Origin of the sequence: Kineothrix sp. IPX-CK (genome assembly GCF_039134705.1) — a bacterium.
GTDB classification, from domain to species: domain Bacteria; phylum Bacillota; class Clostridia; order Lachnospirales; family Lachnospiraceae; genus Kineothrix; species Kineothrix sedimenti.
On sequence record NZ_CP146256.1, the window covers coordinates 3,516,116 to 3,529,924 of the forward strand.

Below are 13,809 nucleotides of genomic sequence, written 5' to 3' on the forward strand. Positions count from 1 at the left end.
TCATGCTCTTATTCTGCACAGACAATGAAGATTTCATTCCTCGTCATATTCCCAGCTTAATATCCAAATATTTGGCATAAGACGCATAGGCCGCAGGAATCGGATAACGTTCTCTTGCCTCATCCTTATCGGCAAATATCCAGCCGGCTTTTGCCACACCATCATTCGGCGCGTCCAGCTCGTCAATTTTAACCGCATAACCTTTCATATGCCATTCCTTATGGGAAAAAATATGCTTCGCTTCTCCAATGCTCTGGATACGAATAACTCTCAGCCCCTTTGTCCTTAGAAAGTAAAGCACCTCTTCCTCCGAGCAGTGCCCCTCCAGCATAGGGAAACCATACATTCCCGCTAACAGCCCCTTCTCCGGTCTTTTTTCAAAAGCGGCCCTATCCTCCGCCTTAATGACGAGCACTGTTTTTTCTTCTATAGCCCTTTCCTTCTTGGTCTTCTTTTTCGGAAATTCAGAGATTCTATCCTGCAAATGTGCCTTGCAAAATATCTTCCATGGGCACTCCATACACTTCGGCACACCGTTTGGCAGGCACACCGTAGCACCAAGCTCCATCAGTGCCTGATTGAAGTCGCCCGGCCTGTCCCCCGGAATCACGGCACTCAACTCCTTTTCCACTCTGCTCTTCGTCCTCTGGGAAAGGATATCCTCTCCGTCCATACGCAGTCTGGAAAGCACCCGCAACACGTTGCCGTCTACCGCAGGCACCACTTTCCCATAGGCGATGGAGGCTATCGCCCCCGCCGTATAGCTCCCGATTCCCGGAAGGGCCATAAGTTCCTCATGCCCGGAGGGCATGACGCCTTCGTACTCCTCCATAATTATTTTTGCAGCACGCTGAAGATTACGGACCCTGTTATAATAACCTAATCCTTCCCACAGCTTTACCAGACGTTCTTCTTCCAAACAGGCGAGGCTTTCTATATCGGGTACCTGACTGATGAATCTGTCAAAATACGGCTTCACTGCCTCTACCCGCGTCTGCTGCAGCATAATTTCGGAAAGCCAGACATAATAAGGGGCAGGATGTTCTCTCCATGGAAGTATTCTCCTGCCGCTGTCATACCATGAAAGCAGCGGCCTCGCGATCAAGTCCAGCTCGTTCAATACTACCGGCACCGGATTATCGATTTCCATGCTGTCCGGTGTTACAACACAGTCGTAAGCCAGGATCTTCACTCCCGCCTCCCGCGCCTTCAAAAGCGCCTGCGCAAAGGCCGGATGAGTTTCCACATTAGGTGCAAAAAAATCTACCGCCCTCATCTGGATTACTAATATAATATACGCACTATATCCTTCCTCTACCGCCTCCGCCAGCTCTTCCACATGCTTCACGGCACGCTCCGACGGAGCATCGGGAAAATACACAGCATTATCCCGCTCCAGCGTTACACCCTTTACCTCGAGGAAGATATTTTCCTCCTCCGTCTCTATATAAAAATCGAATCGTGAATTTTTGTAGACCTTTTCCGGATATACATTTTTTAATCCCGGGAAAAGCTCCTTCTTAAGAAGCCATTCGTGCACCGCTTTATTGGGAGCAGCCGAATCCATATTTATCATGCGCGCGCCTTTTTTTACCGCTACAAGATCATAGGCAGTGGAGCGTTCCTCATTGTCACTCTTCTCCAGATACACCGTAGCACGGTGAACCAAAAGCTCCCTGCATCTTCCTGTATTTTTCACATGGACCTTTTCCCTTTTTCCGTTTATTTCCACATAGGCAATAAAACGGTTCGGACGATCCAGAAATTCACCCTCCGTAATGTTCCTATATTTCATTTCAATACCATATCTTTCCTATGAGCGCTTTGGTATCAGCGCAATCTGTTGCATTCAAATTTCTCAAGCTTAAGGAGACAATTTCTAAGCTCCAGGAATCTTTCCTCTATATCCCCGGACTTTACTTCTATATCAGTAGCTATTGCCATAACATTTATCATATCGTCAGTAATACGGTGATGAATACCAGTAAGTATATTCAGCCTCTCCTCATAAGAGTCCGCCTCGAGAAACTTAAGTACCTGAGGGTCAATATCTAAAATTTGTTCTTCTTGTTCGCTTATCGGTACTGTTACCGATTCTATCACTAATTCTTTTTTCGCTTCCATTGCCGGTACTTTTTCTTGTCCGTTTGCTGGATCTTTTACCGGTGCATTGGCAGGTTCTCCGAAAGCCTGAGTCATCGCTGCCAACTCGAATCTATATTCCTGTGTCGCTTGAGGATATTTTTCCTTATCCAGCTTCTCCAGAAATATATCCATAGGTCTTGCATAAGTCTTGTAATTTCCGTACATAGCCTGATATATGACAAACATTTCTCCCGTTTCCGAGTGCTCCGCTATTGTAATGATTTGATAGGTATTTCCCTTGAAATGCCTGTAAATCTCATGTGGCTGCGGTATATGCTGCATAATGTATCCTCACTTCTTTCTTGAATTTTAACCTTGTCCTTACTATTATAATACCCAGCCGTCAACTTGTCATGCTTTTCCTGCTCTAATCATTTTCAGATCCCAAAAACACATAGAAAAACCTGCTCTCTTCCACGGGGAAGCTCACGCCCGAAAGCTCCGCCTCAAGGCTCTCCTTTCTGGTTTCATCCAGGCTCCGAAGCCTTTTATGATGAATTAAAACGGTATACTTATCTGGCACATCCTTTTCCATTACCTTCGTCATCGTTATACCGCAGTTCTTATATCCGCATTCCTCCAGTACATCCCTCATTTCTCCAATATATTTATTCTCTATTGTGCGATAATACTGTCTGTCCGCCAGATTTCCATCCATTTCCCGGCTCATCACTGTTCCCTTCGCACAAAATAAAATAACCCCTATAAATAATAACGTTACAGCTAAATATTTTTTTTCAATAAATGTGCATTTTTTCTCTTTTCTCATATTACTTCATTCCTTTCACTCACAAATATTTTTGTCCTTTCTTTTATTATATCATTTTATAAGTCCAATAAAACGGACTTTGACTTTCGGTTCAAAAAAATCTTTCCCCGATGTCAAAAGACACCTTGGAAAGACTTTCTGCACTTAGAATTATATAATGATTACGGATAAAGCAGCGTATCAGGTTTATACGTCAGCGTTTTCCGTCTCTTCATTGAGAAGCGCTTCCTTCTCACCGTTATCACTTATTACCGTGCGGGTTATTGTCGTAATACCACCGGACGTGGTTGTAGTCTCCAGATACATAACTCCGTCTGCCACAACAATCTGCGTTGTCGTTTCTTCTCCCTCGCTTTCGGAGCTTCCGCCGCCTGTCACTCCTGCAGTACCGTTTGTCTCCTCTGCCTCTTCTGATGAATCTGATTGTGTACTGTCTTCCGACATCTGCGCCTTAACACTCCTAAGCAAATCCAGGATATCATTGTAGGTATCACATGGAAATGCCGCTGTCGAATCAATTTCCGAAGCAATATAGCTGTCGCTTTCAGCCTCTTTCGTAGTTTCTTCTGCTGCTGAAGTTTTCTGTGCAGCCTGTGTTGAGATTGCTCCGATACTGCTTAAATACTCGTCAATTTTCATAGACATAATCTGCCGCCTTTCTTTTGGGCTGTATATTTAACATCCTGTAAGCATCTGAGGCATCCATTCCTATCCTTTATGTCGGATATTTGTATTTGATGTTAAAGGGCTTTCACAGAAAATTCACACTTTTTCGTACTTTTATAACACAAATCGCGATTTACATTTAACCCAAAAGCTCTGCAACGATCTTATTCACCAAAGCACCATCCGCTTTCCCCTTCACCTTCGGCATCAATTCCTTCATCACCCGGCCTTTATCCTTCGCAGACGGACTTTCAATTCCCAAATCACCCAGCACTTCCCTTATCACTCCCCGGATCGCTTCCTCGCTCATCTCATCCGGCGCAAACTCACCAAGTACCTCCAGCCGCTTTTTACACTGTTCCTTAATATCTACCCTGTTCTCCGGAGCAAGCTCCATCGTCTCCTTCGTCTGTTTGATCTCTTTCTTAATTACCTCATACTCCTCGGCCTCCGTCAAATCCTCCCGCTTATCAATCGCCTTATTCTTAAGCGCTCCAAGCAGCATAGACAAGGTTTCTTTTCTATCCTTATCCTTATTCTTCATAGCCGTCACCATTTCCGTCCTGATTTCCTCAATCTTACTCATTTTTTCATCCATTCCTTTCATTTTTTACTTATTTTCATTCTAATCCTTCATTCCCTCGTTCTCTGCCTTGATTTTAAGTGTAATCCCGTAACCTCAGCGAAGAAAGTCCTTCACAACCTCCCCATTACACAAAAACACCCCCTACCCACTATACTTCACAATCAGCAGCTCCACACTCATCACATCATTCATTCTCCCTGTCTTTACCGATTCCTCTGCCTCCACACAAGCCTCCAGCGCACTCTTCAAATCCCCGCCGCTGAATTTGGAAGCCTGAACAGCATACTTTCCCGCGATAAAAGGCAGAAGTCCAACCTTTTCCCCGATCCTTTTATTATCATAGCCCTTTGTTTTTAGTTCTTTCACCTGAAGAAGCATATTATACTGCCTTGCAATCAAAAAGAGAATGCGCATCGGCGGCTCCTTTAACGCCAGCAAATCATAATACAGATTCAGGGCCGCTTTCTGCTTTTTATCCGCAATGGCATTCACCATATCAAAAATATGGTTGCTCACCCTGTGAGTACATATGTCCTCGATATCCTGCTCTGTCACCGTATCCTTTTCCATGCAGTAACACATCAGCTTTTCTAACTCCTTGCGGATATTCTCCATATCCGTTCCTGTCTTTTCCATAAAATGACGGAGAGATGAAGCAGATATCTTCTTATCCTCTTTCTTTATCATGCCAAGAACCCATTTCTGAAGCGTCTCCTCGCTCTGAACAGGGAATTCCACAGCAGTTCCTTTCGCAGATACCGTTTTAAAGAGTCTGCTCCTCTTATCCGCTTCCGTCTCCACAAAAACGAAGTAAGACGTCGCAGAGGGCTCGTTCAAATATTCTGCCAGAGTTTCGCCTCCCTGCTTGAAAAGTCCGCTATTCTCGATGATAATCACGCGACGGTCCGCGAAAAAAGGCATGGTTTCCGCCAAATCGATTACTGCGCCGGAAGATACATCCTTTCCTTCAAAATAATTATAATTCATTGTATCTTCCTCATCCGTGAGCGCGCTTTTAAGCCTATCGCGATACTGCTTGCGAAGGTATGCCTCTTCTCCGTATAAAAGATATATATTTTTCAATTGTCCCGTCTTGATATCCTCGTTGATACGCTGCATAATATCTCCTTTTGTCGTATTTACTTTTTCATTATAAATATCTTTTATTTCTCTGTCAAACCTTCCGCAATCCTCGATAAATCATTTGAATGTCCCAATTTCTATTCTCCTCCCATCCGTGTGTACAGTAATCGCGCCTTTATCTTTTGTTATGTAAACTTCACATTTTTGATTTTCCAAACGGTCCAGCAAATCCGGATGGGGATGTCCGTAGCTGTTTTTTTCGGCACAGGAAATTAGCGCAAGCCGTGGGTGCAGAAGCTTAAGCAATTCTTCGCTTGTAGAATTGCCGGAGCCATGGTGCGCTACCTTAAGAAGAGAAATAGTCCCTTGTAATATACCGCTTTCCCCCATATACCGCTTTAACTGTTCCTCCCCTTCTCCTTCCACATCTCCGGTAAAGAGCGCACTGAAGTTTTCATAACGCAGATATAAAACGAGTGAATATTCATTGGTATCCGATGTATCATAACCCTCATATGGGTGGACACAAGTAATCCGCATTTCTCCGTTTTCAAAGAATTGCCCCCTGCTCATATATCTCACATTGATGCGATGCGCTTTCGCTTCCTTTATCAGCTTTTCATAAGCTTCACTCTTTGCACTTTCCCCGATATCCGGCAAAATGAGGCCGGCAATCTTTATTCCTCCTTTATCAGAGGCTTCCATAAGCGTTTCTATCCCGTTGTAGTGATCCGCATCCGCATGCGTCACAAAAACCGCCTCCAGCCGCTCCACCCCTTGAGACTTCAAATACGGAATCAACTGATAATTTCCCACATCGCTTTTAGAAGTGCTTCCGCCATCGATCAAATAATTCATTCCTGCCTCACTCCTTATATGTATGCTGTCTCCCTGCCCTACGTCCAATACGGTTATGGAAAGCTCTCCGTCATTTCGAAATATTAGTAGGGCAAGAGCAACGATTATCCATTGTGCCTTCCACCAAGAGGACATTTTTCTTCCCACAGCGGACAGGAATGCCAGCATGAGAATATATATTTCCACCTGCCAGCGTTCCGGCTTACCTGCTATAATATTTCCGTAAGCCGCCTTCTCGCATAACATACAGGATTTTTCATAAATCCAAAGGATAGCTGAATTGATATATGCCGCTTTTCTGGCAATAAAGGTCAAAGAATCTCCTGTCAGCATACAAAACATTCCATTGTACATAACAATTGTTGAAAGGGGAATTATAATAAGATTTATGAGAATAGAACACATCGGGAATTGATAATAAAAAATAAGATGGACCGGGAGCTGTGCCAATGCGACCGCCCCGCCTGAAGCAAGCGCTTGCCGCATCCTACGGGCACCTTTCCACAGTTGTCCGCCTCTCCCCCGCGGCTTCCTGTCCGCCTCCCATAACACCGGCATAAGCAGGCCAAGCGCCGCAATCGCTCCGAAGGAAAATAAGAATCCGCTGTGCTCCACATACCGGGGCTGTTCTATGAGAAGGAGCACTGCCGCCAGAGAAAGTGAGGTCAGCATGTCATAGGTCCGCCCTATCATGCGGGCGACAAAATGCAATCCGAACATGACGATAGCCCGCATCGCCGACGCTCCCATTCCTGTCATTATCCCATAGCACCAGATAGCTCCTATGCAGATGAACACGCTTAATTTATCGGGCACCCTAAGGCTCGTAAGCAGCTTATACAGCCCCATTCCTATCATAGAAATGTGCATGCCGGAAATCGCCAGAATATGAATGATTCCGCTTTGCTTGTAAAGCTCTTTTATTTCTTCATCCATATTGCCCGTATCTCCCAAAAGCATAGCCTTCATGATGGAGGCGTCCTCTTCGTTAAAACACTTATCCAACGAAACGCTAAACTTCTTTTTAATGAGATATAACCCTTCACGCAGCTTGTCGTATTCCATACTGCAAGCCGTTAGCCTCGCCTTGTTCAGTTTGAAGTCCAGTTTCATGATGCGGTAGTAATCGCGCACGTCGAATTCTCCCGGATTGGAAGCTTCGCGAAAACACTGCACAGTACCCTCCACCCGTACCGTATTCCCGATGGAAGGTTCCGTCTCAGACGCCATATAACACATAATATTTTGTAATCGTTCTTGTGGAATTTTGATAGAATGTTCCGACCTGCTCGGAATATGAATTGATTTCAGATAGAGAATAAGAACCGTTTTGACGTTATCACCGTCTTCGAATATCCGGTACTCCTTTTGATAAACCTGACCCTCCAGTAGAAGCTGCTGCCCGTCCAAGCTTCCGTAATCGGGGACGGGCATCGGTATAAACCGCATGCAAAAAACCAGTGTCACCACAAATGTCAGGCAAAACAGACATAGGGGCCTTCGCATAAACCTCCTCCTTCTATAAACTGCTCACCTACTCCGCCGGCGTAACGATGTCCAGATTCCTCTCGAACAAAGTAACGAGGCTGGTATTTTCACGAAACATAATATTCGTCTCTCCTTCCACTGCAATCTGTACCTTATTTACATTGGACAATTCCACAAGGGAATTAGCGATGGAATATATCGTTACATCGGAGGTCACATTACCTGCCGCAGTCAAAAAATTCTCGCTTAAATTTACATAACACGTTCCGTCCTTTACCATAACGCTTATGATCTTCGTATCAGGATTGATAGTGGGATAAACCTCTCCCTTTACCTGCTCGCTGGGGCCGTTGATGAGCTGCTCGACGATGAGTTTCTCCATGGAAATGTTCGTATTATAAACGAGCTTCCGATTCGTCTCTATCAGCCTATTACCCTCTTTATTAGCAAAATAAAGCCGAAGCGTCGCCTTTTCATAGGCATTGATCTCACTTCCCGAATTATCCACAAACGTATCCGCAGACATCGTCCCCAGCACATTCCCGTCCCGATCTGTTAAAGGATCATTTCTCACATAAAAAGAAACATAGTCGATTCCCTCTATTTGAGTCATCGTCCTGACGATTGCCGCACGTACCAGAACTTCTGTCGTAACCGGCTGCTCCTTGTAATGCTCGTCGAAGTTGAGAATGAGCTGTCCCTCCTCCACAGAATAGCTTAACAGTTTGAATTCTCCGGCAAGAGGAGCCTTGTATTCCAGCTTTTCCGGAGTAGCGGCAAGCTGTGTCAGCAGTTCGTCGATCAGAGCCTCCTCTCCCGTGTTCTCAGCTACGTATTCATTGGAAAAAATCTTTGTTTCATCTTTATTTATATCATAAATCTTATATATTCTGCTCTTATCCACCTGCTCTTCTCCGCCGCAGGACGCCGTTAAAAATAAACAGAAAATCATGAGCATAAATATTAACTTTTTCTTCATTCCCTTCTCCTCGCATTTTCTTTTATGCCTGCTTACGCCGAAACATAGCCTAACGGAAGCTTCACTGTGAAGGTGGTTCCTTCCCCTTCAACACTGAATACTTTTATAGAGCCTCGATGCATAAGCACTGCATTTCTCGCGATGGAAAGCCCAAGGCCGGTTCCTCCGATTTCCCTCGAATGGGACTTGTCTACCCGATAAAACCTCTCATAAATATGCTCCAGGGAATCCTCCGGTATGCCTATCCCCGAGTCCATAATATCCAACGTAAAAAACTGGTAATCCGCATCCAGTATTACCTTTACCCAGCCCTGCTCATTGTTGTACTTAATGGCATTTTCCACCAGATTAGTAATGATGAGCGTGAGCTTTACCTCGTCCACCTCGGCCACAACCGGACGTTTACTTTCGAATACCACTTCGATATCCCGCTTTCTCGCTATGGGGCGAAGGCGCTTCAATATGATTTCCGTCAGCGCATTGATATCCACCACGCTGATATTTAAAGACGATGCCTTTTTGTCCATCTTTACGAGAGCAAGCAAATCATTTATAATCTTATCTTCCCTGTCTATTTCTGCCGCAATGTCCACCAAAAATTCTCGGTACAACTGCGCGGGCACTTCCTCCTGAGTCAAAAGAGAATCCGCCAGCACCTTCATGGACGTGATAGGGGTTTTCAGCTCGTGTGATACGTTGGAAACGAATTCCTGTCTGGAGGTATCGAGCACCTTCATCCGGTTTATCAGTTGATTGAAGGCATCCACGATATGCTCCGTTTCCAGATAATCAGATACGGAAACGGGTTCATCCGTAAAGCCCTCCTTTACCTCACTGATCGCCTTTGTTACGCGGTCGAAAGGCTTTATCAGCACATTGGACAATATCATTGCGATCACAAAAATTATGAACATCAAAAGAATGCCCATAATCGACGCTTTTCTATTCAAGATATCCACGGTTGTCATAATGCTGTCCGTAGAAACGCCCGTCAGCATCACTCCGCTCACAACATCAGGAGCCTTTGTGGCCCCCGCCTCCGCTTCTGCCCCGCCAGGCGCCTCTATGATAGGGGTAGTCATTTCGATATACCCATTCTCCCTGTCATAGTTGGATACGCCCTTGCCCTCTTTAAAGCATTTGATTACCTCTTGGGAAATAATCGTCTTTCCTTCACTGATTGCATACGTATCCTTTATCACCTTCAAATTGGAATTAATAATGATTACACGTCCGTCGTAAAGGTTGGACAACTGCTCTAACTCTGCGCTTATTACCTCGGAGGAGGTGTCCTGAAGATAATTGTATGTAATTAGATGGTTAGCTATAATCTTTAGCTGGTTCTGCACATCCGAAGTGCGCAGAGTGACAGCACGGTCTTCATAGTTCTCCAATATGGCAAAGCGTATGACAAAGCTTGGAATAATGCCTATCAGAAAAACAATGACAAAGATTCGTGCTTTAAGACTCTTAAGAATTTTCAATTGATGCAGTAAGTTTTTTATCTTAATTTCCATGATAAGACCCCGTCAAGTCAGGCATAATAGTATCCCACTCCCCACTTTGTATGCACATATTTCGGCTCGCTCGGGCTCACTTCTATCTTCTCGCGCAGCCTTCTGATATGAACGTCCACCGTGCGGACGTCCCCTGGATAATCCGCACCCCATACAATTTTCAGAAGGCCTTCTCTGCTGTATACCTTGTTGGGATTAAGCATAAGGAGCTCCAATACCTCAAACTCCTTCGCGGTAAGATTGATTTCCTTTCCCGCTATATATACCCTTCTTCCTTCGCAGTCCAGCTTTACATCCTTACTCTCTATGATCTTCGCTGCTTCCTCCGCCTTTTCCTTCCTCTCCGTCCTGCGCATGATCGCACGGATTCTTGCCTTTACCTCAAGAATATTAAAGGGCTTGGTAATATAATCATCCGCACCATATTCCAGTCCGAGGATTTTGTCCATGTCATCCCCTTTTGCAGTCAGCATAACAATCGGAACATTGGAAAATTCACGAATCTGCTGACATACTTCGAAACCGGTGAACTTCGGAAGCATTACATCAAGCAGAATAATGTCATAATTCCTACTTTTTGCATAAGAAAGCGCCTCCTCGCCGTCATAGGCACAATCCACTTCCATACCGTCCTGTTCCAGGCTGAACCGTATGCCCTTTACTATCAATTTTTCGTCATCTACTACTAATACCCTTTTGCTCATCTCACACCTCGTTATCCCCTTTTTAATATTTATCTAAAGCATATTTCCTTACTTAACGCAAATCTTATCTTTCAGCTTCGAGAACATTCCTTCTTTGATTCCCTCCACCTGCATAATATCCTCGGGCTTTGCAAACCCGCCGTTTTTCTCCCTGTATGCAATAATGCTGTCTGCTCTGCTTCCCCCAATGCCGGGCAGAGAGCAAAGTGCCTCCTTGGAAGCGGTATTGATATCGATAAGCCCGTTTTCCCCTTCCTTCACTCCGGAACCGGAAATACCCGCACCATCCGGCAGACCGCCTGAAAAAACAATTTCCGATGTGCCCTCCCCCGCCAGCACAGCTTCACTTTCCTCCACCGTCGGAATGACGATCTTCCAACCGTCCTCCAACTGCAGCGCCATATTCACATAATTCTCACAGGCATCCTCTCGAAAGCCGCCCGCCGCCTCTACTGCTTCAAAAATACGGCTCCCCTTCTCCAGCTCATAGACTCCGGGGTTACGCACCGCTCCGCACATATGTACAAACAGATGGGCTTCTTCCATCTGTTCTTCCGCGACCGCCTCAGCCTCACGTTCCTCTTGTCCGTCCTCTTCTGCCGCTTCCGGCTGCTCGTATACGAGGTCCTCAGTCTCCAAAACAACCGTCTCCTTGCTTTGACAGCCTCCGGCAAAGAGCAGGCAAAGAAATAGAAGAAAAAGCCCGAGGAGCCTTCTCAAAGCTCCGGCTGTGACATCGCTTTTTATCCTATTTTTTATTCTGTTGTTCATCCGCATAGTTTCCTTTCAATAGTATGAAGAAGACCCCTCTATGCGACTGTAATTTCATTGTAAATTAATTATCCGGCATTGACAAGTGCCTTTTCTTCCTATTTCCATTTAAAAGTGATAATTCCCACAATTGTTATTACCATCCCTATGACTTTACGCATTTCAAACGGTTGTTTATCCACGCCAAACCATCCAAAGAGTTCTATTACATATGCCACAAGAAGCTGGGCTACTACGATGAGCATTACCGCCCGCGCAGGTCCAAGCATATCCATACTCTTAATTACAGTATATGTGATGAAGGCTCCTATAGCTCCGCCTAACAACATATATTTCGGCTCAACCTTCAGCAGCGTACCGAAGGATGATCTATCCGTAAAAAACCATGCGCCAAGGCAGACGAGGAGCGCAGTGAACTGTACAAAGGCGTTAGCCACCCAGATTCCTGAGTCCTTTGTGACCTGTGTGTTAAAGACACCTTGTATGCTCATCAATGCGCCGGAAATAAGTGCAATAAAAAATCCAATCATATGGGTCCTCCGTATACCAAAGAGTTTTCAAAAATTTACTCTCTGATATTCTTACCCATATGATTGGAAAAATATTCAATGAATATCTAAAATGGAATTCTAAATCACTCGCCGGTGCTCCCCGCACTGTCGCTGCTCTCCTGCGCCTCCTGTCTCAGCGCGTCCTCGTCCAGATATTGGATTTCTTCGGTCTCTTCCTCAGCTTCCTCGATAACGCTTTCCGTATAAGGCTCGCCGGTAATCTGCGTCATAATCTTCTCCGAGAGCTCCCGCAGCCTGTCGTTCACATCTGCACCGTCCCATATCTGTGCAAAGGCAATTTCTAATTCCACCCAGAAGTTACTTGTCTCTATCATCTTGGGTATCGGAACGGAAACCTCATACTCGTTCACGAACTCTTGAAGGTTGATATTTCCGTAATCCACATCATAGCGGGAAGCCACCTTTCCCGTTCTCGCATACAGCGTATCGGTATATTCACAAGTCAAGAACTTCGCAAAATCGTCCGCAATATCCTGCTTGTCGGAATAGCCGTTCACCACCACGCAGTTCGTTACCGAAAGAGACCTCGTCAGCAGATCTCCATTGATATCCGGCACCGACGCTATGCTGTAGTCATAAGCGAAAGTTCCGTTTGCCTTGGCCTCCTCCAGCTTAGCCACAACATCGGTGGTCGCCACCGTGTATACAATCTTGCCCGCAATGAAATCGTCTATAATATCCTCATAGCTGATTTCCTTCGTATCGATGGAAAAGAACTGGTTCAAATCCTGATATACCTTCAGACAATCGATGGCGTCCTGATTATAAATATTCATGTTGGAGGTGCTGTCTCCCGACTCACCGCCCACGATCATATAATTTCCCGCAAAGAAGTAGTTATAAAAAATATCCGTTACGTCCCATTTAAAGACCGCTTCTACCTGCTCCGGCGCATCATATTCATTGGCGAAGCTCAAGATATCATCTATAGTAGCCGGAAGAATCGTCTTTATTCTCTCGTCGATCTTTTCCTGCATAGCGGCATCTACCACGGTCTCTTCCCCTGCGCTCCCATCTGTGATATCGGGCATATCTCCCTCATCCAGAGAAACATCAGAGGCCTCCTGCGCCGATTCTTCCGGCTCATTCGTCTCGATTTCAGCCATCGCCTCTTCTCCCAGCGCCGCATCCGCTTCCGCCTCGATCTGAGCTTTGGCAAAATTCTCCAGATAAGTCTTATTATATAAAAGCGCACTTGTTTCGAAATAGAATGGATAGCCTATCACCTCACCTTTATACGTTACCGCCAGTCTGGCGGCATCGGGATAGCCTTCCTTGATAGTGTCCCACTTCCTTTCGTCTATAGGAGAAGCAAGACCTGCAAGATATGCCTTCTCTAAGGAATCGTTGCTGATGATATACAAATCCGGCAGGTTCTCCGTCTGGATAGAAGCTTTGTTGATATTCTCCAGATATTCCAGTCCCGAAGAAAGAACCGGAATCACTCTGACACCATGCTCTTTGTTATAAGCTACCGCAGCGCTGTGCAAATAATCGCTCAGCGCTTCGTCTGCATACCAGAAATATATGGTATCTTCTTTTTTAGTAAAAATCGTATCTTCCTTTTCCTGACTGATGGTTTTCCCTGAAAAACCAATTACTGCAACGGCTGCTGCCGCGCACAAGAGCGCTGCCGTTCCCAGAAGTCTTTTTTTAAGACTCATACTAATC

General features: G+C 45.3%; 13 protein-coding genes. All 13 read right to left on the minus strand.

Translation table 11 applies throughout. The features are described from left to right. Positions 1-43: 43 nt before the first annotated feature. The 13 genes from mutY to V6984_RS17030 all read right to left on the minus strand — a co-directional run bounded on the left by mutY (position 44) and on the right by V6984_RS17030 (position 13,802). Positions 44-1,795, minus strand: coding sequence for an A/G-specific adenine glycosylase (gene mutY, locus V6984_RS16970; protein WP_342756791.1), 1,752 nt, complete (start codon positions 1,793-1,795; stop codon positions 44-46). A gap of 35 nt (positions 1,796-1,830) precedes the next feature. Further along, entirely contained in the window at positions 1,831-2,427 is a 597-nt protein-coding gene (locus V6984_RS16975; RefSeq protein ID WP_342756792.1) for a DUF1653 domain-containing protein, read from the minus strand. Between the two features lie 85 nt (positions 2,428-2,512). Then, positions 2,513-2,914, minus strand: a complete 402-nt coding sequence (locus V6984_RS16980; RefSeq protein ID WP_342756793.1) for a hypothetical protein — start codon at positions 2,912-2,914, stop codon at positions 2,513-2,515. A gap of 186 nt (positions 2,915-3,100) precedes the next feature. After that, positions 3,101-3,559 carry a hypothetical protein gene (locus tag V6984_RS16985; protein ID WP_342756794.1) on the minus strand — a complete coding sequence of 153 codons (459 nt, stop codon included), beginning with the start codon at positions 3,557-3,559 and terminating at the stop codon, positions 3,101-3,103. A gap of 160 nt (positions 3,560-3,719) precedes the next feature. Continuing rightward, positions 3,720-4,166: a GatB/YqeY domain-containing protein gene (locus V6984_RS16990; RefSeq protein WP_342760032.1), complete on the minus strand. Its 447-nt coding sequence runs from the start codon at positions 4,164-4,166 to the stop codon at positions 3,720-3,722. 141 nt (positions 4,167-4,307) lie between these two features. Beyond that, on the minus strand, positions 4,308-5,285 hold the full coding sequence (gene holA, locus V6984_RS16995) for a DNA polymerase III subunit delta (protein ID WP_342756795.1): 978 nt from the start codon (positions 5,283-5,285) through the stop codon (positions 4,308-4,310). An 81-nt stretch (positions 5,286-5,366) separates the two neighbouring features. Beyond that, positions 5,367-7,613: a DNA internalization-related competence protein ComEC/Rec2 gene (locus V6984_RS17000; RefSeq protein WP_342756796.1), complete on the minus strand. Its 2,247-nt coding sequence runs from the start codon at positions 7,611-7,613 to the stop codon at positions 5,367-5,369. A gap of 28 nt (positions 7,614-7,641) precedes the next feature. After that, entirely contained in the window at positions 7,642-8,574 is a 933-nt protein-coding gene (locus V6984_RS17005) for a GerMN domain-containing protein (RefSeq protein WP_342756797.1), read from the minus strand. 32 nt (positions 8,575-8,606) lie between these two features. Beyond that, positions 8,607-10,091, minus strand: a complete 1,485-nt coding sequence (locus tag V6984_RS17010; protein WP_342756798.1) for a HAMP domain-containing sensor histidine kinase — start codon at positions 10,089-10,091, stop codon at positions 8,607-8,609. 17 nt (positions 10,092-10,108) lie between these two features. After that, positions 10,109-10,795, minus strand: coding sequence for a response regulator transcription factor (locus tag V6984_RS17015; RefSeq protein WP_342756799.1), 687 nt, complete (start codon positions 10,793-10,795; stop codon positions 10,109-10,111). Positions 10,796-10,843: 48 nt separating this feature from the next. Then, a complete protein-coding gene (locus tag V6984_RS17020; RefSeq protein ID WP_342756800.1) occupies positions 10,844-11,566 on the minus strand; it encodes a helix-hairpin-helix domain-containing protein in 723 nt (240 codons plus the stop codon). A gap of 98 nt (positions 11,567-11,664) precedes the next feature. Then, on the minus strand, positions 11,665-12,096 hold the full coding sequence (locus tag V6984_RS17025) for a DMT family transporter (RefSeq protein WP_342756801.1): 432 nt from the start codon (positions 12,094-12,096) through the stop codon (positions 11,665-11,667). Between the two features lie 104 nt (positions 12,097-12,200). Beyond that, a complete protein-coding gene (locus V6984_RS17030) occupies positions 12,201-13,802 on the minus strand; it encodes an extracellular solute-binding protein (RefSeq protein WP_342756802.1) in 1,602 nt (533 codons plus the stop codon). Between the last annotated feature and the right edge of the window lie 7 nt (positions 13,803-13,809).

Coding starts and splice junctions, on each gene's coding strand:
- mutY (WP_342756791.1), bottom strand. CDS start 1,795: ATGAAATATAGGAACATTACGGAGGGTGAATTTCTGGATCGTCCGAAC.
- V6984_RS16975 (WP_342756792.1), bottom strand. CDS start 2,427: ATGCAGCATATACCGCAGCCACATGAGATTTACAGGCATTTCAAGGGA.
- V6984_RS16980 (WP_342756793.1), bottom strand. CDS start 2,914: ATGAGAAAAGAGAAAAAATGCACATTTATTGAAAAAAAATATTTAGCT.
- V6984_RS16985 (WP_342756794.1), bottom strand. CDS start 3,559: ATGTCTATGAAAATTGACGAGTATTTAAGCAGTATCGGAGCAATCTCA.
- V6984_RS16990 (WP_342760032.1), bottom strand. CDS start 4,166: ATGAGTAAGATTGAGGAAATCAGGACGGAAATGGTGACGGCTATGAAG.
- holA (WP_342756795.1), bottom strand. CDS start 5,285: ATGCAGCGTATCAACGAGGATATCAAGACGGGACAATTGAAAAATATA.
- V6984_RS17000 (WP_342756796.1), bottom strand. CDS start 7,613: ATGCGAAGGCCCCTATGTCTGTTTTGCCTGACATTTGTGGTGACACTG.
- V6984_RS17005 (WP_342756797.1), bottom strand. CDS start 8,574: ATGAAGAAAAAGTTAATATTTATGCTCATGATTTTCTGTTTATTTTTA.
- V6984_RS17010 (WP_342756798.1), bottom strand. CDS start 10,091: ATGGAAATTAAGATAAAAAACTTACTGCATCAATTGAAAATTCTTAAG.
- V6984_RS17015 (WP_342756799.1), bottom strand. CDS start 10,795: ATGAGCAAAAGGGTATTAGTAGTAGATGACGAAAAATTGATAGTAAAG.
- V6984_RS17020 (WP_342756800.1), bottom strand. CDS start 11,566: ATGAACAACAGAATAAAAAATAGGATAAAAAGCGATGTCACAGCCGGA.
- V6984_RS17025 (WP_342756801.1), bottom strand. CDS start 12,096: ATGATTGGATTTTTTATTGCACTTATTTCCGGCGCATTGATGAGCATA.
- V6984_RS17030 (WP_342756802.1), bottom strand. CDS start 13,802: ATGAGTCTTAAAAAAAGACTTCTGGGAACGGCAGCGCTCTTGTGCGCG.